Genomic DNA, 24339 nt, shown 5'->3' on the forward strand with positions numbered 1-24339 from the left:
GTTGTTCACGTATCTGCGCTGCGCAGGACGAAGGGGATTTCAACTACGCCCTTAACCCGCACCGGCTGGCCGTCCCGGACCATCGGCTTCCACCGCCAGCCTCGCACCGCTTCGCGCGCCGCAGCGTCCAGACGGGGAAAGCCGCTGCTCTGTGCTATAGTCAGGCTTTCCACAGCCCCATCGACGCCCAGCGTCAGGGACAGAATGACAGTTCCCTGCTCACGCTTGCGACGGCTTTCGATCGGATAGCGCGGCGGCTTACCCGCCACCATCTGCGTCCCTAGGTCGCCCCCCTGAACGGTACTCGGCGAGGCAGGAACCGTCGGCGCGGCAAGCACAGGCGCCCGGATTACAACAGGCGTTGGAGGAACCGGGACTGGAGAAGGATCAGGCGTAGTAGCGATCGGCACCGGCGGAACTGGCACTTGAACCAGCGGCGGAGGCGCCACTAACGGAGGCGCAGATGGCGGAGGCGGTGGCGTCTCCGCAGCGGGCGGCGGTGGAGGCGGCATCAAGTTCACGACCGACAGGCGGGCTTCGCGGACGTGCTGAATATGTTGTCGGGCGTGAATGAGCGCGAAGATCAAAACACCGTGAATGAGGATGATGAGCAAGATCGTGGGCAAATTGATCTGGCGTCGTTCACCATAGCGCGAAGCATCGGCTGCCGGAACCTCCGGCACCTGGCTGCTGGGAGATGGTGTCGGGCTAAGTGGCGGAGAAACGGAAGATGCAGCATCATCTGCAATGTACCGTTCCGCTGCATCGAACATGCCACTTTCCCTTTCACGGCGATTCCCCGCAGAACAGGCACATAACGCCGGTCCTAATGCGAATCAATCGCACCCCTCTTATTTCTTCAGCAACGGGCGGATGGCGATCCGAGGAGGAGTGCATCGCCATCCGCCTTTCCCCCGGCAAGGGACGATGCCGGGGGAGGGTAGTCATTAAAAAGTGTAGTTCAGGCTCAGCACTGCGGATCGGGTCGCTGCGGGCTGCGCCCAGCTGCCGTTCACATTGTTGCGCACAGTCGTCACATACTTCTCGTTGGTGAAGTTCTGGACGTTGAGCTGCGCCTTAAGATTTTCGGTGATCGGGTAGTTCGCCATGAACCGATGGATGGTGTAGCTCGGCACATGATAGCCGACATAGTTGCCTGCCACGAGCTGCGCCAGCGTCGGCTGGTTCAGCAGAAACTTACCCTGGTAGGTTATGCCGTAACCCAGTTCCAGACCGAAGCCGAAGCGATAGGTGGTGAACAGGCTGCCTGAATGCTTGGGAGTATTCGTAAGCGAATAGCCACGAGTGGGATCAAGGAAATCGGCGTTGTTGGCGCAATTGCCTGCCGTCGTGCTGGTCGATCCCGGATTGTCGAGGCAGAAGTCGGACACGCCCTGCCGGATCTTGCTCTTCAGATACATGTAGTTAGCGGAAATCGTCCAGTTGCTGGTGATATTGCCCGATGCGCCCAACGAAATGCCCTCAACCCGCTGGTGACCATCGGTCGCCTGATCGGGAAGGAGGACATTGCCCGACACCACCTTGATCTGGTTACGATCGTTGCGGAAGGCCGCAGCGGTCAGCAGCAGTTTGGCGTCGAACAGGTCAGCCTTGACGCCGATCTCGTAGTTCTTGGTCGTTTCCGGCTTCACGTTGCAGGTCCCGCCCCCGGTGCCCGTGTCGATGGCGCAGGAGCCGTCAACCGACGCCTTCGAAGGCAGCTTCGAATTGCCATAGGCGACATAGAGGCTGGTATTGGACGTGGGCTTCACGACCAGACCAACCCGATAGGACAAGAGGTTATCGTCAAATTTCGCCGGGGCCGATACGCCGGTCGGGTTACCCAGGGTGGCAGAACCAGCAACCGTATCGAAGCTAACGTTCTTGCTGCTTCCCTTCACCTTCTCATAACGGATACCGCCATTGAGTTCGAGCCAATCCGTGAACTTCATCGCATCGAACAGATAGGCGGCGTAACTTGTCTGCTCACCCAACGCCCTCGTCGCCCGGATGAAGTTGATGGGGCCGACATAGTTGTTGCTGCCATAGACGAAGCCTGCCGGACCCTGCACCACTTCACCGGGGTTGGAGATGCTGACGAGCGGATAGGAGGTCGCGAACGGGTTTGTGCCATCGGCCGCACGCAGGCTGTTTCCGGCAAGCTGGTTATATTTTTCCCACAATGCAGACGCACCGAGGACCAGCGTGTGTTCAATCCCGCCCGTCGCGAAATCTGCGCTGAGATCAATCTGGTTATAGGCAGTTTCGTTGTTGATGAAGCGTGTATTGCCTCGCCCGTTGCCGCGGTTTGGCATGAAATAGCCGGGGGCGACCGTTGCCGCACAAGCGGATCCATCAGGTTGTACGCCCGAAGACAGGCAGAAGTCACCTGTCGGCTGGCTGGTGATGGTATTCTGGCTGATCTTTTCATATCGCGTCAGGTTACGCACCTTCAAGCTGTCGCTGAACGCATGGCTGAAGATCGCCTGCAACGACTTGGTCTTGCTGTCCTGCTTGTCGATATTGGCAAAGCCATAATAGCCCGAGCGGTCAAACTCATCCAAGATGCCACCCTGCGCCGGATAATAGCGCAGCCCATATTGCGGCATCGCATCGTCATCCAGATACTCGCCCTGCAAGGTCAGGCTGGTCGGACTGTCGATGCCGATCGTGATCGCAGGCGCGATGCCCCAGCGCTTGTAATTTTCGACGTCGCGGCCAGGCACGTCATTTTCATGATACACCGCGTTGATGCGCACCGCGATCAGGTCGTTGATGCGCTTGTTCGCATCCACCGTCGCACGGTAATAATTGTCGGTGCCGATCCCCGCGTTCAGGATCGTCTGGTCATCCGCCAGCGGCCGCTTGGTCACGAGGTTAATCGTACCCGCAACCGAACCGCCGCCGTTCATCACGGAGTTCGCTCCGTTGGTGACTTCGACCTGCTCGATATTATAGACTTCGTTGCGGTTCAGGAATGCGCCCGATCGGACGCCGTCGACGGTAACGTCGTTCTTCGCGTCCTGACCGCGCATGATGATGCGGTCGCCATAACCGAAACCGCCCTCGCCAGCACCGAAGGTGATGCCTGGCACGGTCGACAGCACGTCACGCAGGGTGAGCAGATTCTGCTGTTGAATCGTTTCCTTGTTGATCACTGTGATCGTCTGGGGCGTGTCCAGCAACGGACGCACATATTTGGGGGACTCCGCGCGTTCAACCTTGATCTCCGAGGCATCGATTGCGGTGTCCGTCACAGTCATCCCGCCAAGCTTGGGTGCGGGTGTACCGTCTTGCGCGTGGGCGGCCGAAGCAAAGGCGATTGCGCTCACGCAGCCAAGCGCCAGGAAGGACGGGATCGATTTGGAACTGCTGGACATCAAACGAAAACCCCTTTTCTCACTAATCGTCAGGGGTCAGCTATTGCGAATTGTTCGCAGAGTCAACGCTATTGCGAATAATTATTATTGTCGGGCACCGCATTAGCGAAGAGCCAGCATCGTATGGCGCTGGCCAAATTAGGCGGGCTTGGAGCCGCCAGCCGCGCAAGATCAATCTGTGCGATCAAGGCATTGAGAGGCAAACTCTCTCGCACAGCGACCGTGCGGAGAGCCTGCCAGAATATGGGTTCAAGACTGATGGCAGTCTGATGCCCCGCGATCGTCACGCTTCGCTTGACGGGAGGTGAGAAGGGCGACCCGGTTGGCGGCGCCGCGCCTTCACTGTGGTCGCCCTGCGCCATCAATACATATGCTGCCCGCCGTTGATCGACATCGTGCTCCCCGTGACGAAGCCCGCCTCTTCGCTGCACAAAAAGGCTACGCCGCGTGCGATCTCTTCGGCCTGGCCGAGGCGGCCGACAGGAATCTTGGCGACTATCTTCTCCAGAACCGGAGCAGGCACTGCCGCCACCATGTCGGTGTCAATATAGCCCGGCGCGATCGCGTTGACGGTAACGCCGAACTTCGCCCCTTCCTGCGCCAGCGCCTTGGTAAAGCCATGGATGCCGGACTTGGCGGCGGCATAGTTTACCTGCCCATATTGGCCAGCCTGACCGTTGATGGAACCGATATTGACGATCCGCCCCCATGCTCTTTCCCGCATGCCCCCGAAGGTCGCCTTGGCCATGTTGAAACAACCGCCAAGGTTGATGCGCATCACCTCATTCCAGTCGTCGAAGCTCATCTTGGCAAGCACGCCGTCGCGGGTGATGCCCGCGTTATTGACGACGATATCGACGGGCCCCAGCCTTTCGGCGACCGCTGCACAACCGTCCAGACAAGCCTGATGATCTCCCACATCCCAGCGGAAGGCTTCGATACCTGTCCTCTCTGTGAAGTCTCGCGCCTTTTCATCGTTTCCGGCATAATTGGCCGCGACTTTGCAGCCTAGTTGCTTGAGCGCGAGGCTAATCGCTTCCCCGATGCCGCGTGTTCCGCCCGTTACGATGGCAACTCTGTCCATAATCCCCTCCATGTTGAACTGGACGAAACGCTTCCTGAACCCAACCAGCCAGTTCGCGGCCGATCAGTTCGCGGTAAAGAATGATAGCTTCTGGCGATGCGTTCAAACAGCGCAAATGGGTGAACGCCTGGCCTCCAGCCGCCAAAAATTCTTCCTGCCCCCGGATAGCGATTTCCTCCAACGTCTCCAGACAATCGGCCGAAAAACCGGGGGTAAGCACAGCAACGGATCGAACGCCCTGCCCGGGAAGCTCCCGCAACGTCTCATCCGTTGCTGGACCGAGCCATTTCGCTCGCCCGAATCGTGATTGGAACGATAGCCTCACTTCTCTGCCAAGCGCTTCCTGCAGCAGATTAGCGGTGGCACGGCACTGATCATAATAGGGATCACCCAAATCGCGCGTTCGTTCAGGCATTCCATGGAAGCTGGCCACGAGCAGATCCGGTTTGAAGTCCAGTTTAGCCAGTTGGCTTTCGGTCGAACTGCGCAGCGCCTCGATATAGGCTGCTTCCGCAAAATATGGAGGCAATGTGCGGATGGCTGGCTGGGCTCGCAGGTCAGCCAAAGTGGCATAGCAGGCGTCCAGAGCGGTGGCCGTCGTCGCCGCGCAATATTGCGGGTAAAGCGGAGCCAGCAGGACGCGGTCGCATCCGGCGGCGATCATCGCATTCAGCCGTTCGGCGATGGACGGTGATCCATAGCGCATGGCCCAATCCACCCTAACCTCCGACCCGGTAATTTTCTGGAGTGCGGCAGCAGTTTCACAAGTATAAACGGCGAGCGGCGACCCCTTGTCTGTCCACACTTCCTGGTAAGCCTTCGCGGACTTGGCCGGGCGCGTAAGAAGGATCGGGCCGCGTAATATCGGCTGCCACAGAAGCTGAGGGATTTCCACCACCCGCGGGTCGGACAGAAACTCACCCAGATAACGCCGCACGGACGCCGCGTCTGGTGCGTCGGGCGTACCGAGATTGATGATAAGGACGCCGATATTTTCCATATTCAATGTCATGTCCGCGTCAAGATCGGCAGCTGGCGGAATCGCTGCCCTGTGACAGTAAAAAGAGCGTTCGCTATAGCCGGAGCAATCGCAGGCGCCCCAATCTCGCTGAGCCCGGCCGGGGGTGCAGTGCTTCGGATCAGTTCCACCGTGACCTCACCTATATCCTGCAACTGAGGAAGGCCCATCCGGGAGATGATCGAGCGCGTGGGCATTCCCTTCGCATAAGGCACCGAAGCACCCATTGCGGAAGCCAGGCCATAAATGATGCCGCTTTCCACTTGTTGACGTGCGATGTCCGGATTGACCTGCTCCCCGCCATCTACCGCAGCGATGACCCGCCCAACCTTGAGCCTGCCACCCTCGATCGCCGCCTCGACCATGACGGCGACATAAGCGCCATCTATGACATGCGCCGCCAAACCTTGACCGCTACCTTCGATACCTCCCTGCCATCCCCCCATCGATCCGACAGTCGTCAGGCAGTGAGCCAGTCGCGGGTTGCCACCCAGCATCTGAATGCGGAAAGAAAGCGCCTCCATCCCGGCAAGATGAGCCAGTTCATCGATAAAGCTTTCCGTAAAGAAGGCGCCATGAAGATGAGCATTGCCGCGTACAAAGCCCAGCGGCAGTCCAACATCGGCGGGGAAATGATCGACCGCCCAATTCGGCAACGCATATGGCAGTTCCATCCCCGCCACAGCGAGGCGGCTGGATGCGTTGGCAGTGTCATGGCTCGCTTCATGCGGCAATTTTCGATCGGCAATCCGTTTCCATGTCTGGGTCATGGCACAGGGTGCCGCCACTTTCGCAAGCCATCCTTCAATCGCGCCGTTGCGGCCGAGCTTTGCCGCCATACGGGCATGGGCAGGAGCACTGGGGCGATCCTGGATCACATCTTCCAGCCTTGACCAGAGCAGTTGGACGGGCCGCCCAACGTCTTTCGCTATCGACGCAGCCTGGACGCCAACCTCAAAATCCATCTTCCGGCCGAAAGAGCCCCCGGCATGCAGGGGGTATAGCACCACCTGTTGCTCAGGCAGATCGAGAGCATCCGCTATCGCGCTACGCGCGAGTGCAGGTGCTTGCGCGGGCATCCATATCTCGGCGAGGCCGTCGGTCACGCGCGCGGTCGCGCAGGGAGGCTCCAGCGCCAGATGCAGCCCCGGGGCAACGGTAAACTCGCTGGCCAGGATGGTGGCGTTGTCGAAAAGCGGCTTGAGATCGCCGCGCGAATACAGCCGTCTGCCATCCGAACCCGAAAAGGCCTCTTCAAGCGAAGCATCTATGCTGGCGCTGCTGACTGGCGTGCTCGATAATTCAAAAACCGGATCGCTAAGATCAAGCGCCTTATTGGCGGCCCACCAGTTGGTTGCGACAGCGGCCACCCACCGTTCGGCGCGCACCAGCTTGATAAAGCCGGTAACGGACTTTGCAGCCTGCTCGTTCACCCTTGTGAGCACGGCATCGCCGATTGGCCCCTGCCGGATGGAAGCGAAAACCATGTCCGGCAGCCGGACATCAGCAGCGAAGTTATGGCTGCCATCAATCTTCGAAGGCGTGTCGAGGCGCGGCAAATCCTGTCCGAAGAGTCGGTCAACCTGATTTTGGCGGAACGGCAATATCTCGGGCAGCTCGAATTCCGCTGCTTCAGCCGCTACCTCGCCGATCTTTAACGTGCGCTGGCCGCCATCAGAAATGATGCCGTTCTGAATGTCGCAACTTTCCCATGACACATCCCAGCGCGCCGCAGCAGCCTGACACAAGAGCACGCGCGCGGCGGCACCCGCTTCCTTATAGGCTCTGTGGAACATCGGCACGGACGTCCCCGCGCCGGTCAACATCAAAGCACGCCGCGTAGCATATTGCTCGATCGCCCAATTGCCGGCGCCACCCGCCAGCCTCGACCAGTCGCTCGCAAGCCACTCGCTGGCTAGCAACGTGTTTGCATAGAGCGGATTGATGGGCGCGCTTTGCACACCCACGGTGCGCCAGTCCGCACCCAGTTCATCCGCCAGTATCTGTGGCAGCAGTGTCGTCACGCCCTGCCCCGTCTCGGCTTGCGGCACGACCACGAGTACCCTGCCTGCCTTATCGATCTTCAGAAAGGCATTGAAGACGGTTTCGCCGGGCGCGGTATTCAGATTTGGGCGGGAGCTGCGCGGCCATGCGCCCCAGGCCAGCAGCAGGCCAGCCGACGCTCCAGCGCCTACTAAAAGCGTACGCCGATCAAGCCCCCTTGCCGTGCCTTTATGATTTGCCTGCCTCCGCAGTGCGCGCGTCATGAGGACATTGATAAAGAGGCTTGCGGCAGCTGGAAAGCGCTAAAACGCGTGGACCTGCGGGATATTGAAACGGGGAATGTCGATGGCGGGGCAGCGATCCATGACGACCTTCAATCCGGCAGCCTCCGCGCGCCGAGCGGCCGCCTCATCAATTACCCCCAACTGCATCCACACCGCCTTGGCCCCTGCGGCGATCGCATCGTCCACAGCCTGCCCCGCTACTTCACTGCGACGGAAGATATCCACCATGTCGATTGGAACGCCGATGTCGGCAAGCCGCGCCCAGACAAACTCCCCATGCACATGCTCTCCCGCAATCTGCGGATTGACCGGCAACACGCGATAACCATGGTCCTGCAGGAATTTCATGACGCCATAGCTTGGACGGCCGGGTCGATCAGAGATGCCAACCAAAGCGATGGTCCGCGTTTCCCTTAAAAGGTCGGCAATTTCTTGCGGCAACGTCAGCGGCATGTCCTTGTTTCCTTCTCGGCCATCCTAAAGACGCGGGATGCGATGAACCGTTCCCAAACGCCGCCTTTAGCCCCGCAACCAGGCCGCCACTTTACTCGCGATTGCAAGGAAAGCCTCGCCAGAGGCATCTTCCGTCGCTGCTGGAGGGTCGCCCGCATCCGACCGGCGCCGAATGTCTATCGCCAAAGGAATACGCCCGAGGAAGGGCATGCCCATGGCTGCGCCAGCCGCTTCCGCCCCACCCGCGCCGAAAGGATCGGATATCTCACCGCAATGCGGACAGCTATACCCGGCCATATTCTCCACCAACCCGATCAAGGGCACCTGCGTCTGCTCGAAAAGGCTGACCGCGCGCGTGGCATCGATCAACGCCAGGTCTTGAGGCGTCGATACGATCACAGCGCCCGCAGGCTTATGCTTTTGCACCATCGAAAGTTGCACATCCCCGGTCCCCGGCGGCATGTCCACGACCAGCACCTCAGTCTCGCCCCAATCGGCATCGATCAGCTGCGAAAGCGCATTGCCCGCCATAGGCCCACGCCAGGCCAGCGCCTTGCCGGGTTCGACCAAGTGCGCCATCGACAGCATCGGAATGCCCAATGGGCTTTCGACGGGGATCAGCTGCTTGTCGCGCGCTTGGGGCTTTTTATCTTCGCTTGCCATCAGTCTGGCCTGCGACGGTCCGTAAATGTCGGCGTCCACCAGACCTACCGCAAAACCCATTCGTTTGAGACCAACGGCAAGATTTGCCGAGAGGGTGGATTTACCCACTCCGCCCTTGCCGGATGCAACGGCAATGATGCGGATAGCCTTTCTTTCGGCTGTCATGGCGATCCGCACATCCTGCACCCCTGCCACCGACAGCCCTCCTTCCCGGATCGCCGCAGCGACGGCATCCCGCCGTTCGGGGGAAAGACCGCCTACATCCAGCGCCAGGCTCATGATTCCATCCTTGATCCGCGGCGTGCTGGCGCGGCCATCGGTCAAGGTCTTCAGGCGGGCGGCGAAACTCTCAAGATCGGTCATGACAGCGCCTCCTAGGCAATAATCGTTGCGAAGGGCACTGTTTTTCGCGACCCAGCCTTCCTATAGAGACGGAATGAAGAGATTTTTCGGGTGGATGCCTGGCATCGCTAGCGCAATGGTCCAAGGCCCTTGGGGCGGCAAAAGCGACGGCCCGGGTGGCGATGAAGGTCCGGGCAAGGGAAGCGATGGCGGCCCCCGGAATCCCTGGACGCAACCGGGGAAGGCCCCGGGCGGCAAGGGGCCTTCCGCGATTGAAGAACTGCTGCGCCGCAGCCGGGAAAGCTTCGGCCAAGGCGGTGGCGGCGGGTTTGGCAACCTCCCGCCTCGACCAACCGGAAAGACGCTTTGGCCCGCTGCCGTCGGCATCCTCATCTTGCTGTGGCTCGTGCTCACTTGCTTTCACCGTGTCGGCCCGCAGGAGCGCGGCGTCGTGACGCTGCTCGGTAAATATAGCCGGACCTTGTCGCCGGGGATCAGCTTGACGCTGCCTGCGCCCTTCGAGAATGTAACTACGGTCGATGTGGAGGAAATCCGGGCCATTGATATCGGTTCACCCAGCGCCCAGAGCGAAAATCTGGTACTGACCGGCGACCAGAATATCATCGACCTTGCTTACTCGGTTCGCTGGAATATCCGCAGTCCTGAGCTTTATCTGTTCCAGCTGTCCGACCCTGACGCAACGGTTAGGGAAGTCGCCGAAAGCGCCATGCGATCGGTTGTCGCCAGCGCCAGCCTGGACGACGCGCTGGGTGCTGGGCGCACTGAAATCGAGCAGCAGGTCGAACAGCGGATGCAGGCGATATTGGACGGATACAGATCCGGTATCCGTGTCCAGGGCGTCGCGATCAAGCAGGCCGATCCGCCGACCGCAGTCAATGACGCGTTCAAGGCGGTCTCTGCGGCGCAGCAGACGGCCCAAACATATCTGAACGAAGCGCGTGCCGCCGCGCAGCAGGTTACCGCCAAGGCCCAAGGCGAGGCTGCGGCGTTCGACAAGGTGTATGAGCAATATAGGCTGTCGCCCGACGTGACGCGCCGCCGCATGTATTACGAAACCATGGAGGGCGTCCTGTCCAACGTCGATAAGACGATCGTCGAAAGCGGCAATGTCACCCCGTTCCTGCCGCTACCGGAATTGAAGCGGCGCGCCCAGGGAGCGTCCGCTTCTTCCGGCTCCGCCGCTGCGGAAGGGGGCCAATAATGCCGACGCTTATTCGCCATCCCGTCGCTTTGGCGCTGTCCGTCATAGCTCTGCTGCTGCTCATCGGCAGCACCGTTGCCATCGTGCCCGAAACCAAGCAGGGCGTGATCGTACGCTTTGGCGATCCGAAGAAGATCGTGAACCGCTATCGCCCCAACGAAGAGTTCGGCAAGACCGGCGCGGGCGTCATATTACGCTGGCCGTTCATCGATCAGATTGTCTGGATCGACAAGCGCGTCCTGTCGGTCGAAATGGAAAGACAGCAAGTGCTGTCGACGGATCAACTCCGGTTGCAGGTCGACGCCTTCGCGCGTTATCGGATTGTCGATCCGTTGCGCATGTATATTGCGGCAGGGAATGAGGAGCGCGTTTCCGATGCCCTGCGGCCGATCCTGGGTTCGGCGCTTCGGAATGAGCTTGGCAAACGTCCTTTCGCTGCGTTGCTGTCGCCCGAGCGCGGTCAGGTCATGGACAATATTGAGGCCGGTCTCAATCGCGTGGCACGTCAATATGGGGCGCAGATCGTCGATGTACGGATCAAGCGGGCAGACCTGCCCGACGGCGCTCCGCTGGAAAGTGCTTTCACCCGGATGCGCACCGCCCGTGAGCAGGAAGCGCTGACGATCAGGGCTCAGGGCGCGAAGCAGGCGCAGATCATCCGCGCCGAAGCCGATGCGAACGCGGCGCGCATTTATTCGGAAAGCTTTGGCAAGGACCCGCAATTCTACGATTTTTATCGGGCGATGCAGGCCTACAGGCTGACCTTTGCACCCGATCGGCCGGGCTCGACGACGATGGTGCTGTCGCGCGACAATGAGTTTCTGAAACAGTTTCAAGGCAAGGATCGATAACCGTGGAATGCGGAAGAGGGTTGTAGATCATTTCGGAACCAGCTTCATTCAATGAGGGTTAAGGCTGGGCGGCGCATCCGACTCTACCCAGAGTCCCGCCTTTCCTTCGCCAAAGTTCACGAGAGGACCGTCACGAGTGCGTTACGCTTATGCCCTTACCGGCGCCCTGCTGCTTGGTGGCACCGCCATCGCCGTAACCTCCAGCCCGAATGTCGGCGCGCAAGTCGCGCAAAATGAGGGCATGCAGGCCGCCGCGCCAGCAGGTGCCCCTGCCAGCTTGGCCGACATGGTCGAAAAGTTGCAGCCGGCGGTGGTAAATATTTCCACCCGACAGCGCGTCCAGGTTCAAAACCCATTCGCTGGCACGCCCTTTGGCGATCTGTTCGGCCAGGGCCAAAGCGGCAAGCCGCAGACCCGCCAGGCCCAATCTCTCGGTTCGGGTTTCATCATCTCGGCTGATGGCTATATCGTCACCAACAATCACGTAGTGTCCGCGGGCGCCGAAGGTGCGTCGGTGGATGCGATCACGGTTACCCTCACCAATCGCGAGGAATATTCGGCGAAGCTGATCGGCCGTGACCCGGCGACCGACATCGCGGTGCTGAAGATAGAGCCGAAAAAGGCTTTGCCGTTCGTCAAGTTCGGCGACAGCACGAAAGCGCGCGTCGGTGACTGGGTCATCGCCATCGGCAACCCGTTCGCCTTGTCGGGTACCGTGACCGCAGGGATCATTTCTGCAGTCCATCGCGGCACCGGCGGCACCTATGACAAGTTCATCCAGACCGACGCGTCGATCAACCAGGGCAATAGCGGCGGCCCGATGTTCGACATGCGGGGCAATGTGATTGGTATCAACAGCCAGATTCTTTCGCCCTCTGGCGGCAACGTTGGCATCGGCTTTGCCATTCCGTCCGAACAGGCGGCGCCGATTGTTGACACGCTGCGGAGAGGGCAGAGCGTCAAGCGCGGTTATCTGGGGATCCAGATCAGTCCGCTGGGCGAAGACCTCGCCGATTCCCTGGGTCTTGCGAAAAATCGCGGTGAATTCGTTCAGGGCGTGGAACCGGGCAAGGGCGCCGACCGCGCCGGTATCAAGGCGGGCGACGTCATCGTCAGCGTGGCTGGGCAGGAAGTGACGCCGGACCAGAACCTGTCATCCATCGTTGCATCGCAGCCGATTGGCTCCCGCGTGTCGATCGTTCTGCTCCGCAATGGTCAACGTCAGACCGTAACCGCCATCGTCGGCCAGCGTCCGTCAGAGGATGAACTCAATAGCTTCGCCCAGCAGCAAGATGATGACTTCAATCAACAGCAGGATGACCAATCTAGCGGCGGACAGGCGACGCAGCAGTCGCTGGGCATTTCGGCCATCCCCCTCACGCCCAACATCGTTCGCCAGTTGGGCATTGCGGCGGATACGCGTGGAATCGTGATCACCGCAGTGGATTCTTCGACTGACGCAGGAGCAAAGGGCCTGCGCCGGGGCGATGTGATCATCACCGCCAACAACCGGCCCGTGGCTAGCCAGGCAGAACTGGACGCAGCCGTGCGTCAGGTGTCGTCGCAAGGACGTAACGCCATCCTGTTGCAGGTTCTACGTCGCGGCCAGCCTGCCGTATTCTTGCCTGTGCGCCTGCGGGACAAATAACCCGGCAACAGCGCATCGGACGACCATAGCGGGTCGCGCTTGCCGGAAGTCCTGTCTCGCCTTTAAGATGGCAAGACAGCACTTCCGACGGGCGCGGCCCGCCGCTTTTGGGGAGCATGACGCATGAGCGACGGCATTTTCATCGGTCTTGGCGCGGCGGACAAGGATGGCGGCATTCCACAGACGCTCAACCTGCGCCGGGCCAATCGTCATGGACTGATTGCAGGCGCTACCGGAACTGGCAAAACAGTAACGCTACAAGGTATCGCCGAAAGCTTTTCCGCACTGGGTGTCCCGGTGTTTCTTGCCGACGTGAAGGGTGATCTGTCGGGCATCGCGATGGCTGGTTCACCGACGGCGAAAAACGCCGACAAGCTGGTCGCTCGCGCCAAGGAGATCGGCCTGGAAAATTACAGCTATGCCGACAATCCAGCGATCTTCTGGGACCTTTATGGCGAGCAGGGACATCCAATCCGCACCACGGTCAGCGAAATGGGTCCGCTGCTGCTGGCCCAACTCATGGGCCTGAACGAAACCCAGGAGGGCGTACTCTCCATCGCGTTCAGATATGCCGATGATGAAGGGCTGTTGCTACTTGATCTCGGCGACCTCCAATCCATGCTGGCCTATTGCGCAGAAAATGCCGACGAATTGTCCAGCCGCTATGGCAATGTGACCAAGGCGAGCGTCGGCACCATCCAACGCCAGTTGCTGCAACTGGACAGCCAGGGCGGCGGCCATTTCTTTGGGGAACCGGCGCTCGACATTCACGACTTCCTGAAAGTGGATGATCAAGGGCGCGGCTATGTCAACATTCTGGCCGCCGACAAACTGATGCAGAGCCCCAAGCTCTACGCGACCTTCCTGCTCTGGCTCCTGAGTGAGCTTTTCGAGACGCTTCCCGAAGTCGGAGACCCAGAAAAGCCTGTTCTGGTCTTCTTCTTTGACGAAGCGCATTTGCTTTTTGACGACGCCCCCAAGGCCCTGACGGACAAGATCGAGCAGGTCGTCCGGCTGATCCGTTCCAAGGGCGTGGGCGTCTATTTCGTGACCCAGAACCCGATCGACATTCCCGAAGACGTGGCAGGACAGCTCGGCAACCGCGTGCAACATGCACTGCGCGCGTTCACCCCGCGCGATCAAAAGGCCATAAAGGCCGCAGCCGAGACATTCCGCGTCAATCCGGACTTGGACGTTGAAACGGCGATTACGGAATTGAAAGTCGGCGAAGCGCTAGTCTCGCTGCTTCAGGAGGATGGCTCGCCCGGCATCGTCCAGCGCACCCTGATCGCCCCGCCCCGTTCACGTTTGGGGCCGGTAGACGCAAAGGAACGGGCGATCATTCAATCCATCTCCCCTTGCGCGGGCAAATATGATGACGCGATCGATCGCGAGTCCGCTGAGGAGATATTGGCCGCCCGCGGTCAAGCCGCCGCTGCTGCCTCGCAGGCCGCCAAGGCGAATGCTGAAGCAGACAAGGCCGCCGCCGTGCAAGCAAAATTGGAGGCCAAACAGCGGGAAGCAGAACTCAAGGAGCAGGCAAGGCGCGACGCGGCCTCCGCGCGTGAGGCGGCTAAGCCCTCTGCCCTCGACCGAGCTGTTCAATCAGCCACCCGTTCGGCTGCCTCTTCGGTCGGGCGGCAGGTTGCCAATGAGCTCGGCCGGGCGGTATTTGGAGGAACCAGCCGCCGCTCCTCGTCAGGCGGCTTGGCGGGACAACTTGTGCGCGGCATATTGGGTAGCCTGTTCAAATAAAGGCCAGCCGCAGAGGAGGCATGATATGCATATCGGTAACATGGCTATTTGCGCCATCAGCCTGACAATTACCTTGCCTGCCCACGCGCAGGATTATCGCGATCTGCACCGTGCGGCCGATGCAGCAATTGTCAGCGATATCGTTCGTGACCGGCAGGAGGAACGTGACGCGAAGCGGCAACCTTATGCCTCTCCTCGATATGGCTCCATCCATAGCGCAGCCGCAGCGCGCAATGCCTGCGCGGCCAAGGCCCGTCAGGAAGCAGGTCCGGGTGCACGTATATTGGGTCGCGTCGAAGCGAGATCCATGTCGACTGGATGGGAGGTCGAAGGAGCGGTCGGCACGGCTGATGACCGCCGGTCTGTTCCCTTTATCTGCTCGGTTCGCAATGGGTCGGTGAGTGGGATCCTGCTGGACCCCGACCGCTAAAATAACGAGGGGGGACGAAAGCGAGAGTTTCGCGGCTGCAAAAACTGCTTTTGCCATTCTCTACCGCTGTAATTGCGTAATGCGGTGCAGGCGGTAAGGAAATCATATGAAGGCCCCCGCCGACTCCCGTCACCCGCTGCGCTTCGGCGATTTCCGCGCCTATCTGATGGGGCGGCTGGCGGGAGTACTGGCCCAATATGGCATGATGACCGTGCTTGGGTGGCAGGCGTACAATATCGCACGCGAAAGCATGAGCACGTCGGGCGCCGCCGCTCAGCTCGGCCTGATCGGGTTGGCGCAGTTCGTGCCTCTTTTCTTTCTGACACCGCTTACGGGTTGGGTCGCGGACCATTTCGACCGTCGCGCCATTGCGCGCCTGACCTTGGCACTGCTCATGGCGGCGTCGGGCCTGCTGGCTTTTGCAACCTATGAAGGGTGGGTTAGCCTGCCCCTGATTTTCGGCATTGCAGGCGTGGTCGGAATCACGCGCGCGTTCAATGGGCCTGCCTACAGCGCCTTGGCGCCCAACCTAGTGCCGCGCGACGTGCTGCCCAATGCGATCGCGCTGTCCAGCGTTGCATGGCAGGCAGGGATGATCATCGGTCCCGCCTTGGGTGGCTATGTCTACGCCATGACGCCCTGGGGCGCTTATGCTCTTACATCGCTTCTGTTCACGATCGCCCTTTGGGGCATGTTGCTGATCGCCCCAGTCAAACAGCCGCCCCGCGACACAAGCCGTCACCCGGTCCGGCAGATGCTTGACGGCTGGACCTATGTGCGATCGAACCGGCTCGTGCTGGCCACCATCACTCTGGACCTGTTCGCGGTGCTGCTGGCAGGAGCGACGGCGCTTTTGCCTGTCTACGCACGCGACATATTGAAGGTTGGATCGGCGGGGCTGGGACATCTGGCCGCGTCTCCCGCTATCGGAGCGGCCATCGTCGCGCTTTTCTTCTCCTTTCGACCCATGCGATCAGAGGTCGGATTGAAGATGCTGGGCGCCGTCATGATCTTCGGGCTGTCGACGATCCTGTTTGGCGCCACTGCCTTCATTCCCCGCAATATTGCCATGGAGATCGGCATAGGTGCGCTGGTGCTGCTGGGCGCTGCGGACATGGTGTCTGTTTACGTGCGCCAGTCGCTGATCCAGCTTCACACGCCCGATGCGATGCGGGGCCGGGTATCCAGCCTGTCACAACTCACCATCTCGGCGTCGAACGAATTGGGGGAAGCCGAGTCAGGCTTCCTCGCCGCGCTGGTTGGCCCCGTTGCGGCCGTGATTGGCGGCGGGATAGGCGCTATAGTCATCACAATTTTATGGGCGCGGCTCTTTCCCGAATTGCGCCTTGCACGTACCTTTGACCCACCCGACTTAAGGGAGGCCGAGATTAGCCAGGAGAAGGCCAAATGAAAGCTGCCAATATTCTCGAAACCATCGGCAACACGCCGCATATTCAGGTCAGTCGCCTGTTTGCAGACGCGCCTGAGGGCACCGAAGTCTGGATCAAGTCGGAACGCTCCAACCCGGGCGGATCGATCAAGGACCGTATCGCGCTTGCGATGATCGAGGCCGCCGAGGAGTCGGGCGATCTGAAACCCGGCGGGACGATCATCGAGCCGACCTCTGGCAATACGGGTGTTGGCCTGGCCATGGTTGCGGCGGTGAAGGGTTACAAGCTTATCCTCGTCATGCCGGAAAGCATGTCGGTGGAGCGGCGCCGGTTGATGCTGGCTTATGGCGCGTCTTTTGACCTGACCCCGCGTGAGAAGGGCATGAAGGGCGCGATTGAACGCGCTCTGGAGTTGATCGAGCAAACGCCCAATTCCTGGATGCCGCAACAGTTTGAAAATGCCGCGAATATCGACGTGCATGTTCGCACGACCGCGCAGGAGATCGCGACAGATTTCGCGGACAGCCCGCTTGACGTTCTGATTACCGGGGTCGGCACGGGCGGTCACATCACGGGTGTCGCCGAGGTACTCAAAAAGCTGTGGCCCAACCTGAAGGTCTATGCGGTTGAGCCTACCCTTTCGCCAGTCATCAGCGGTGGACAACCGGGTCCCCACCCGATCCAGGGTATCGGCGCCGGCTTCATCCCCGCAAACCTGCACACGCAGTTGTTGGACGGCGTGATCCAGGTCGATCCGGCCGATGCCAAGGAATATGCCCGCCGCGCGGCGCGAGAGGAAGGCATGCTTGTCGGCATCTCGTCCGGCGCAACACTGGCCGCGATTGCGCAGAAGCTGAAGGAGCTTCCGTCCGGCAGCCGCGTTCTGGGTTTCAACTATGACACTGGCGAACGCTATCTGTCGGTGCCTGACTTCCTGCCCGAATAGGATGGCGCAGGGTCAGGAATGATCGACGCTTCTACCAGCAGCCAGCCACATCGCGCGATGTGGCTGATCTGGCTCCTGCTATTTGCCGGTTTGCCTGCGCTGGTAGCGCGGTGGGATGCACGGGCGCCTGCTGCCGGTGCGGCACGGTCGGCGCTGGTGCAGCGCGCGCTGATGAAGCGGCCGACCACAGCGGCACCCGTTGTGCAGCCGGTGGAGCTTTATACGTTGGATCAGGATCAGGCGCGGGCGTTCAACGGGGCTGTGCCTTTCTCGCGGCTCCCCAATCCGGCAGCGCGGCCGTTTGTATTCACTGGCTCGGAAAGCGACCTGGCGCGGGCCACGGACTGCCTGGCGGCCGCGCAGCTTTACGAAGCGGGCGATGACGCGGTGGGCGAGCGCGCGGTGGCGCAGGTGGTGCTGAACCGGGTTCGGCACCCCGCTTTCCCCAAAACGGTGTGCGGGGTCGTGTTTCAGGGGCAGGAACGATCGACCGGCTGTCAGTTCACTTTCACCTGCGATGGCGCGCTGGCGCGGACGCCGGGGGAAGATGCCTGGAATAGAGCGCGACAGATCGCGAAGGCGGCGCTGGCGGGCAAGGTGTTCAAGCCGGTCGGCTATGCCACCCATTATCATACGGATTGGGTGGTGCCCTATTGGAGCGGCAGCCTGGACAAGATCACGGCGGTGGGGACGCACCTTTTCTTCCGCTGGCGGGGGTGGTGGGGAACGCCGCCCGCTTTCCGCTTGGCTCGGGACAGTGTGGAGCCGGTGATTGCGCGGATCGCCCGACTGTCCATGGCGCATCAGGACGGGAGCAGCGAGGGGGTCGGCGTTCTGGCGCCGGGTGGGAGCAGTCTGGCGGCCTTGACGGCCAAGCCGCAAGAGGCGATCGGCGCGGACTCGCTGGGTCGGATAATGGGCGGCGTAAGGTTGATCGCAATCGCGCCGGGAGCGCGGAGCTTTCTGGTGGAACTTGGCAAGGGGACGGCGCCGGACAACTGGCCGGTGATGGCGCAGACTTTCTGCGCGGGGCGGCCGGAGTGTCGGATCATGGCCTGGCGGGCGGGGAGCGCTCCTGCCGGGTTTCCGCTGTCGGGCGATCAGATGGAAAGCATGAGCTTTGCCTATATTCACAATAGCGGGACGGGATTGCAGCGGGCCTTGTGGAATTGCGGGCAGACGGCGCGGGAGAACAAGGGAGAATGCATGCGGCAGCGGGTGCCGGTGGAGCAGGTGAATGTTCCGCCGCCGCTGAACGGAGTGCGGCGGAAGGAGCGGTTTGAGACGGTGACGATCGTGCCGCCGGTCAAAGTCATGAATGAAATGGCGAATTGAACGCGTTTTCGGGGGTTTCCTATTTTTCCTATTTTTGGGAGGGGTCCTCCCTCGCCTACCCGCCGACGGTGGCGTGGGGATTGGGGCGCCTTTCCTCCTACGCACCTTACAACCGGGACGCATGACCGGCTGCTATCCGATACCGTAAGGATACATGCCCCACGCGGGTTTTGGCCAGCAAACGCCGGAAGATCAGACGGTGCTGAACGACAGCCAATGGCCGCTTGCCGAACGACCGCTTCTGGCCGTCGCACTTTGAAATCAGACATCTCTGATCGACGATCCCCAACTTGCAATGGATCGTGAAGTTAGGTCGGAGGTAGTTCGGGCTGCTATGCAGGCGAACACGCGTTCTGACGATCCCTAAATCTGGTTTAGGAAACTACATACGACACGCTACGATGCGTGCCCACGAACAACCCCTACGCGCACAGGCCTTTATAGGGCACCAATTTCGTTTACCTCTGCTGCCTCGACGACTGGCGGGATCAAGGCCGCTGCCAATGTACCTAGCTTGCTTCTCACCGCGCTGGCGATACTTGGGTCGGCTGCGATCTGGGTGAGCGCTGCGTTCTCATATTCGCCCCTATTCTTGAAGCGCAGGCCAGTTGCCAGCCTTTTCAATATCTGCGTGCGCCTAACGGGGTAGCGTTGGACGATACCAGCCAAATCTTTCGCTTCGATGAGCGCACGCAAGCGAGCCGCTTCCGCTGGATAGGGAGTGTCTAAGGTTATGTTCAGCGGAGCATCGCCGTTGACGACCAGTGCATGGCGATCTGGCGCGCGCGAGATGATTGCTTGGCGCACATGCTGCGCGCTCACCATCCCCGCCAACAACTCGATGTGGGCTTCCGTGAGGCTTTCCACCGCCTTGGCTTTCGCGACGTCAAGCAAGGCCATTGGATTTTCTTCAGTCTCCAAAACCTGCCTCACCGCGATCGCGGCCATCACCTCTTCGCTGTAGTAGAGGCTTTCCACGGAATAGGCGGGTAGTGCGTAGATATTATTCTTAGCTAGCGAGGCAATTTTTTCAGGCGTCTGGCTGTCGTTATCGACCAGCCCATAGGCATCGATATGATGCAGCGCTTCCACCACCCTGAGACCCGTGACAGCTTTTTGAACCTCGACGCAATTATTGCGTGGGCGGACCGACACGTCGGGGAAAAGGATTTCGTAGAGCGGTTGATCCATACTACTCTGAACGCCCTCGACGAACAAAATTCTGCGGCGTGATCCGAGGATATCAATACGAATATCTTCGGGCACTTCATCGATAGATGGCAAGAGATTGGCTTCCCAGCCGACGACGGTGCTCGCTGCCGTCCATGTGCAGCCGCGCACGAGCAGTGCTTGCGCGTTTTCAATCTCAGCGGGCAACGAGAGCTCATGCGTGCTGATAATAAACGCACAGTCCTGCCGCTCACTCATAACCGTTACCAGCAGCGGCACTACGATCGAACGGTGTAGATGGAGTTCAGGTTCGTCGATGAGGAGGACGGAGCCCGGCTTAGCGGAGATCACTTCTGCCGCAAGGATCATCGCCGACCTCTCACCGTCCGACATTTTCACGATACCGTAGGGGTTTGAGGCACTCCGCGTCGCCATCATTTCACCATTGACCATTTTGAGGCGGACCGGCAGATTACCCTGCTCAAAAAGCTGATTAGCCTTCTCCAGCGGAGAATCTCGCAGCATCAGGCGATCGATGGCAGACGATTCTCGACCATGCAATTTGATATCGGCGGTAGCGTCGAGACTATATTGTGCTTCCTTCGACTGAAGGTCGAACACTGCCTTTTCGTTTCGATTGGTTCCAGAAACAGGTCGGTAACGCGTCTCTAGCTGTCGGTCCCAATCGTGGCGATGCTGATCATACTGGCGGCGGGTCGCGGCGGTCATCGTCAGACCTTCTTGATCGAAGTAGGCTGGCCGCGAACCAGGCAAATAAACGACATCGGGCGCCAGTTCGGACACCAAACGATGGACGAGCGCCGACTTGCCTGTGCCGTTGCGCCCGAGAATGAAGGTCGGCTTGCCGATGGCAACAGACAATGTTCCGTCAACGCCGGGGATTGCGATCTCTTTTAGAATAGCAGTCCCTTCTGTGTTCTCGCCAGCGTCCTCGTTATCCGTCATTATTATGCCCCACCGAAAGCCGTGAATTTGTTGCCTTAACCCCGACCTGATGGCCCAGTGTGATACTGGCAAGAGGAATTTACACCGGTCCAGGCGTTCGATCGGAGCGGGCTTTAGCTGTAGTGCCTCATCGGCTGTTCTGATCAAGGACGAAGCCCACGAGATGCACGATTTTTACAATCTGCGCCGTTCCTCTCGCCTAGGGCCCAAGAGAAACGAACGACGGCTTCAGGATCGCTGACTGACGGGTCGAACGACCGCGATTGGCGTTAAGCCGCAGCAACCCACAACAAAAAAGGGGCCGCCGGGCAGGCGACCCCTTCTATCCTCTCCGCTTATGCGGGCAGAGTTATGTGTCAGTCGGCTTTCGACTGAAGGTTGACGGCTGCGTGCTTGCCGCGGCGGTCTACTTCGAGTTCGAAGTCCAGGCGGTCGCCTTCGTTGAGGGCGGACATGCCTGCGCGCTCTACCGCGCTGATGTGCACGAATGCATCGGGCTGGCCGTCGTCGCGCTGAATGAAGCCGAAGCCCTTCATGGCGTTGAAGAACTTGACCGTGCCGCTGGCGCGTTCGCCGGTCAGCTGACGCTGCGGGCCACCACGATCGCCGCCGCCGAAGCCGCCACGGTCACCGCCGAAGCCACCCGGACGGGGTTCACGGGGTTCACGCGGACGATCGACGACCGGAAGGGGCTCGCCCTCGATCTTGAGGTCGGTTGCCGAAATCTTGCCACCACGGTCCACCAGGGTGAAGCCGAGCTGCTGACCTTCGGCCAGGCCGGTGAGGCCCGCCTGCTCAACGGCGCTGATGTGGACGAACACGTCTTCCGCGCCGTCATCACGGACGATGAAGCCGAAGCCCTTTTGTCCGTTGAAGAACTTTACAACGCCGGTGCCTTCACCAACGACCTGGGCAGGCATGCCGCCGCCGCCGCCACGGCCGCCGCCGAAGCCGCCACCACCGCCGCCGCCGAAGCCGCCGCCACCGCCGCTGCGGAAGCCACCGCCGCCGCCGCCGCCGCCGAAGCGATCACCGCCGCCGCCGAAGCCGCCGCGATCACCACCGCCGAAACCACCACGATCTCCAAAACCACCGCCGAAACCGCCACGATCGTTACCGCCGCCGTAAAAATTGTCGTCGCCAAAACCGTCGCGCTTGTCCTTGCCGCGCCCGCCGCGGCGACCTCTATCAAAACTCATGCCCTGTTGGTCACTTTCGCTTCGCCCCCGACTAAATCGGACAAACATGCCGGGCGAAATGACATGCAGAATCCACCGCACGTATGCGGGTTTGAGAATCACTATATCAACTTTTCAGCCATGCGCGAATGATTTTAGCCCGATTGCCGCCGCATTTGCCCGAATGAACCAGCGTGGGGCATTTTGGCAGGGCCGAAAAAGCGTCGATTGAGTTACCGCCGCTTTCGCCATAGAGGGGTTGGATGACAGTATATTTCCACGAAGAGGACCTGCCCGCAGACGTCCTTGCCCCCGGCCCCGTCGCCGTCGATACCGAAACCATGGGCCTTATCACGCCGCGCGATCGCCTGTGTGTCGTGCAGATCAGCGATGGCAAGGGCGACGAGCATCTGGTGCGATTCATGCCGGGCAGCGATTATGCTGCGCCGAACCTGCGCGCGGTGCTGGCCGATCCGGCACGATTAAAGCTGTATCATTTCGGGCGTTTCGACATCGCGGCGATCAAACATTATCTGGGCGTGGTGGCAGCGCCCGTCTATTGCACGAAGATCGCTTCGCGCCTGATCCGCACCTATACCGACCGCCATGGGTTGAAGGAATTGGTGCGCGAATTGCTGGGGCAGGAAATCAGCAAGCAGCAGCAGTCGAGCGACTGGGGATCCCCCACCCTGTCGGACGCGCAGAAAGATTATGCGGCGTCGGACGTGCGCTATTTGCATGCGCTGAAGGCTGAACTCGACAAGCGATTGATCCGCGAAGGGCGGATGGAACTGGCGCAGGCCTGTTTCGATTTCCTTCCTCACCGGGCCGAGCTGGACCTGGCGGGATGGCCGGAGATCGACATCTTCGCGCATATGTAAGGGACTTAGAAGCGCTTTCCCATGTCCATACAGGCCGATCAGCAACGTCATGTCAGGCGCCATTGGGCGCGTCCGGGCGGCAGCCATGACAGGCTGGTCGCGCGGCTGAAAAACTGGTTGCCGGTGCTGGTGGGCGTGCTGGCGGCGTTGCTGGTGATGGCGCCCTTTACCGGCGGGGACAAGGTGAGCTTCGTGCTCGACAAGAACAAGGTCGAGGTGGCGAAGGAACGCATGCGGGTGAGCGAGGCGCTGTATCGCGGCGAGGACAGCAAGGGGCAGCCCTTTTCCCTGCGCGCCGGGAGTGCTGTGCAGAAGAGTTCGCGCGAGCCGATCGTTGACCTCAACGACATGTCGGCGCGCATCCTGCTGTCCGAAGGGCCAGCGGTGCTGAACGCGCGCAAGGGGCGCTATGACATGGACAAGGAGCGCGTCGCGGTGGACGGGCCGGTGCAGTTCGAGGCGGCGGGCGGATACAGGCTGACGACGCGGGACGTGGGCATCGACCTCAAGACCCGGCGCATGCGCAGCGCGGGGCGCGTCGATGGCCGGATACCCATCGGCACGTTCAGCGGCGACCATCTGGACGCCGACCTGAACGCGCGGACGGTTACGCTCAATGGCAGGGCAAGCTTGCGCATCGAACAAAATGGCATCAAAGGGCAAAAGTGATGAAAAGATCGCTGATCCTGCTGTCGAGCGCTGGCGCCATGGGCGCGGCTATGGTTTTCGCGGGCGCCGGGGCGCAGGTGCTGAAGAATCATGACAGCAACGCGCCGGTTAATTTCACCGCCGACCGGATCGAGGTGCAGGACCGCGCCGACCGGGTCGTCGTTTCCGGCAATGTCCAGGTGACGCAGGCGGGCATGACTCTGAACGCCGCGCGGATGACCGTCGCTTACCGCAATGGTACGGGCGGGAACGGCGTGGAGGTCGACCGGATCGACGCTGCGGGCAATGTCGTCGTGACCAAGGGGAACGAGACGGCGCGAGGCAATGTGGCGATTTATGACCTTAACAGCCGCCTGATCACGATGCTGGGCAATGTGACGTTGACGCAGGGGAGCAACCGGCTGACTGGTGGGCGGTTGGTGATTGACCTGACCAGCGGGCGGTCGACTGTGGACGGACGCGCTTCGGGCGGCGTGCCGGGGGTTTCGGGCGGATCGGGGGGCCGGGTTTCGGGCACCTTCACCGTGCCGCAGCGGAAGAACTGACGCTTTTAGCAGCGCTGAATGCGGGCGTGGCGGGGTGCTTTTTCGGGCGCTCGGGCTGGCTTATGTCCATTAATAAATATGGCATTTTTGGGGCAAAATGCTATCATCGGGATCAGCGGGTCGC

Annotated in this window: 21 protein-coding genes; 11 read left to right on the top strand and 10 right to left on the bottom strand. The window is 60.7% G+C overall.

Annotated features, from left to right (window positions below):
- Nucleotides 1–5: 5 nt before the first annotated feature.
- From ACWNC0_RS19470 to ACWNC0_RS19505, 8 genes are all read right to left on the bottom strand, one after another.
- The gene (locus tag ACWNC0_RS19470) at nucleotides 6–773 is read right to left on the bottom strand and encodes an energy transducer TonB (protein ID WP_449474020.1); all 768 of its coding nucleotides are present in this window, start codon (nucleotides 771–773) and stop codon (nucleotides 6–8) included.
- A 174-nt stretch (nucleotides 774–947) separates the two neighbouring features.
- Nucleotides 948–3380 (bottom strand): TonB-dependent receptor, encoded by a 2433-nt coding sequence (locus tag ACWNC0_RS19475; protein WP_449474022.1) that lies wholly within the window; start codon nucleotides 3378–3380, stop codon nucleotides 948–950.
- 68 nt (nucleotides 3381–3448) lie between these two features.
- Nucleotides 3449–3742 (bottom strand): ribbon-helix-helix domain-containing protein, encoded by a 294-nt coding sequence (locus tag ACWNC0_RS19480; RefSeq protein WP_449474024.1) that lies wholly within the window; start codon nucleotides 3740–3742, stop codon nucleotides 3449–3451.
- Nucleotides 3742–4464, bottom strand: a complete 723-nt coding sequence (gene phbB, locus ACWNC0_RS19485; RefSeq protein WP_449474026.1) for an acetoacetyl-CoA reductase — start codon at nucleotides 4462–4464, stop codon at nucleotides 3742–3744. Before phbB ends, ACWNC0_RS19480 begins: the two co-directional genes overlap by 1 nt.
- Nucleotides 4409–5464, bottom strand: coding sequence for a ferrochelatase (hemH, locus tag ACWNC0_RS19490; RefSeq protein WP_449474671.1), 1056 nt, complete (start codon nucleotides 5462–5464; stop codon nucleotides 4409–4411). Before hemH ends, phbB begins: the two co-directional genes overlap by 56 nt.
- An 8-nt stretch (nucleotides 5465–5472) precedes the next feature.
- Nucleotides 5473–7749: a molybdopterin cofactor-binding domain-containing protein gene (locus tag ACWNC0_RS19495; protein ID WP_449474027.1), complete on the bottom strand. Its 2277-nt coding sequence runs from the start codon at nucleotides 7747–7749 to the stop codon at nucleotides 5473–5475.
- A gap of 39 nt (nucleotides 7750–7788) precedes the next feature.
- Nucleotides 7789–8223: a CoA-binding protein gene (locus ACWNC0_RS19500; RefSeq protein ID WP_449474029.1), complete on the bottom strand. Its 435-nt coding sequence runs from the start codon at nucleotides 8221–8223 to the stop codon at nucleotides 7789–7791.
- Between the two features lie 66 nt (nucleotides 8224–8289).
- Nucleotides 8290–9249 carry an Mrp/NBP35 family ATP-binding protein gene (locus tag ACWNC0_RS19505; RefSeq protein WP_449474031.1) on the bottom strand — a complete coding sequence of 320 codons (960 nt, stop codon included), beginning with the start codon at nucleotides 9247–9249 and terminating at the stop codon, nucleotides 8290–8292.
- Between the two features lie 73 nt (nucleotides 9250–9322).
- On the opposite strand from ACWNC0_RS19505, the gene hflK reads away from it, so the two are divergent.
- The 8 genes from hflK (at nucleotide 9323) to ACWNC0_RS19545 (ending at nucleotide 18806) form a co-directional block, all read left to right on the top strand.
- Nucleotides 9323–10450, top strand: coding sequence for an FtsH protease activity modulator HflK (hflK, locus tag ACWNC0_RS19510; protein ID WP_449474032.1), 1128 nt, complete (start codon nucleotides 9323–9325; stop codon nucleotides 10448–10450).
- The gene (hflC, locus tag ACWNC0_RS19515; RefSeq protein ID WP_449474034.1) at nucleotides 10450–11301 is read left to right on the top strand and encodes a protease modulator HflC; all 852 of its coding nucleotides are present in this window, start codon (nucleotides 10450–10452) and stop codon (nucleotides 11299–11301) included. Before hflK ends, hflC begins: the two co-directional genes overlap by 1 nt.
- Nucleotides 11302–11437: 136 nt before the next feature.
- Complete coding sequence (locus ACWNC0_RS19520; protein ID WP_449474036.1) at nucleotides 11438–12949, top strand: Do family serine endopeptidase; 1512 nt, start codon at nucleotides 11438–11440, stop codon at nucleotides 12947–12949.
- A 123-nt stretch (nucleotides 12950–13072) separates the two neighbouring features.
- Entirely contained in the window at nucleotides 13073–14704 is a 1632-nt protein-coding gene (locus ACWNC0_RS19525) for a helicase HerA-like domain-containing protein (protein WP_449474037.1), read from the top strand.
- A gap of 25 nt (nucleotides 14705–14729) precedes the next feature.
- Nucleotides 14730–15134 carry a hypothetical protein gene (locus ACWNC0_RS19530; RefSeq protein ID WP_449474039.1) on the top strand — a complete coding sequence of 135 codons (405 nt, stop codon included), beginning with the start codon at nucleotides 14730–14732 and terminating at the stop codon, nucleotides 15132–15134.
- Between the two features lie 106 nt (nucleotides 15135–15240).
- Nucleotides 15241–16545 (top strand): MFS transporter, encoded by a 1305-nt coding sequence (locus ACWNC0_RS19535; RefSeq protein ID WP_449474041.1) that lies wholly within the window; start codon nucleotides 15241–15243, stop codon nucleotides 16543–16545.
- The gene (cysK, locus tag ACWNC0_RS19540; protein ID WP_449474042.1) at nucleotides 16542–17471 is read left to right on the top strand and encodes a cysteine synthase A; all 930 of its coding nucleotides are present in this window, start codon (nucleotides 16542–16544) and stop codon (nucleotides 17469–17471) included. Before ACWNC0_RS19535 ends, cysK begins: the two co-directional genes overlap by 4 nt.
- Before the next feature lie 18 nt (nucleotides 17472–17489).
- Nucleotides 17490–18806 carry a cell wall hydrolase gene (locus tag ACWNC0_RS19545; protein ID WP_449474044.1) on the top strand — a complete coding sequence of 439 codons (1317 nt, stop codon included), beginning with the start codon at nucleotides 17490–17492 and terminating at the stop codon, nucleotides 18804–18806.
- Nucleotides 18807–19244: 438 nt separating this feature from the next.
- On the opposite strand, the gene ACWNC0_RS19550 is transcribed toward ACWNC0_RS19545, so the two are convergent.
- Together ACWNC0_RS19550 and ACWNC0_RS19555 are read right to left on the bottom strand one after the other, a co-directional pair.
- On the bottom strand, nucleotides 19245–20942 hold the full coding sequence (locus tag ACWNC0_RS19550; protein WP_449474045.1) for a DUF4435 domain-containing protein: 1698 nt from the start codon (nucleotides 20940–20942) through the stop codon (nucleotides 19245–19247).
- A gap of 356 nt (nucleotides 20943–21298) precedes the next feature.
- Nucleotides 21299–22141: a cold-shock protein gene (locus ACWNC0_RS19555; protein WP_449474047.1), complete on the bottom strand. Its 843-nt coding sequence runs from the start codon at nucleotides 22139–22141 to the stop codon at nucleotides 21299–21301.
- Between the two features lie 242 nt (nucleotides 22142–22383).
- Here ACWNC0_RS19555 and ACWNC0_RS19560 point away from each other — a divergent pair, with 242 nt between their 5' ends.
- From ACWNC0_RS19560 to ACWNC0_RS19570, 3 genes are read left to right on the top strand one after another with little or no spacing between them, the layout of a single operon-like run.
- Nucleotides 22384–23001: a ribonuclease D gene (locus tag ACWNC0_RS19560; RefSeq protein ID WP_196224467.1), complete on the top strand. Its 618-nt coding sequence runs from the start codon at nucleotides 22384–22386 to the stop codon at nucleotides 22999–23001.
- Between the two features lie 21 nt (nucleotides 23002–23022).
- Nucleotides 23023–23670, top strand: a complete 648-nt coding sequence (locus ACWNC0_RS19565) for an LPS export ABC transporter periplasmic protein LptC (RefSeq protein WP_449474048.1) — start codon at nucleotides 23023–23025, stop codon at nucleotides 23668–23670.
- Nucleotides 23670–24215, top strand: a complete 546-nt coding sequence (locus ACWNC0_RS19570; RefSeq protein WP_449474049.1) for an LptA/OstA family protein — start codon at nucleotides 23670–23672, stop codon at nucleotides 24213–24215. Before ACWNC0_RS19565 ends, ACWNC0_RS19570 begins: the two co-directional genes overlap by 1 nt.
- The last annotated feature ends 124 nt before the right edge of the window (nucleotides 24216–24339 follow it).

The sequence above is a fragment of the Sphingobium chungangianum genome (genome assembly GCF_977014255.1).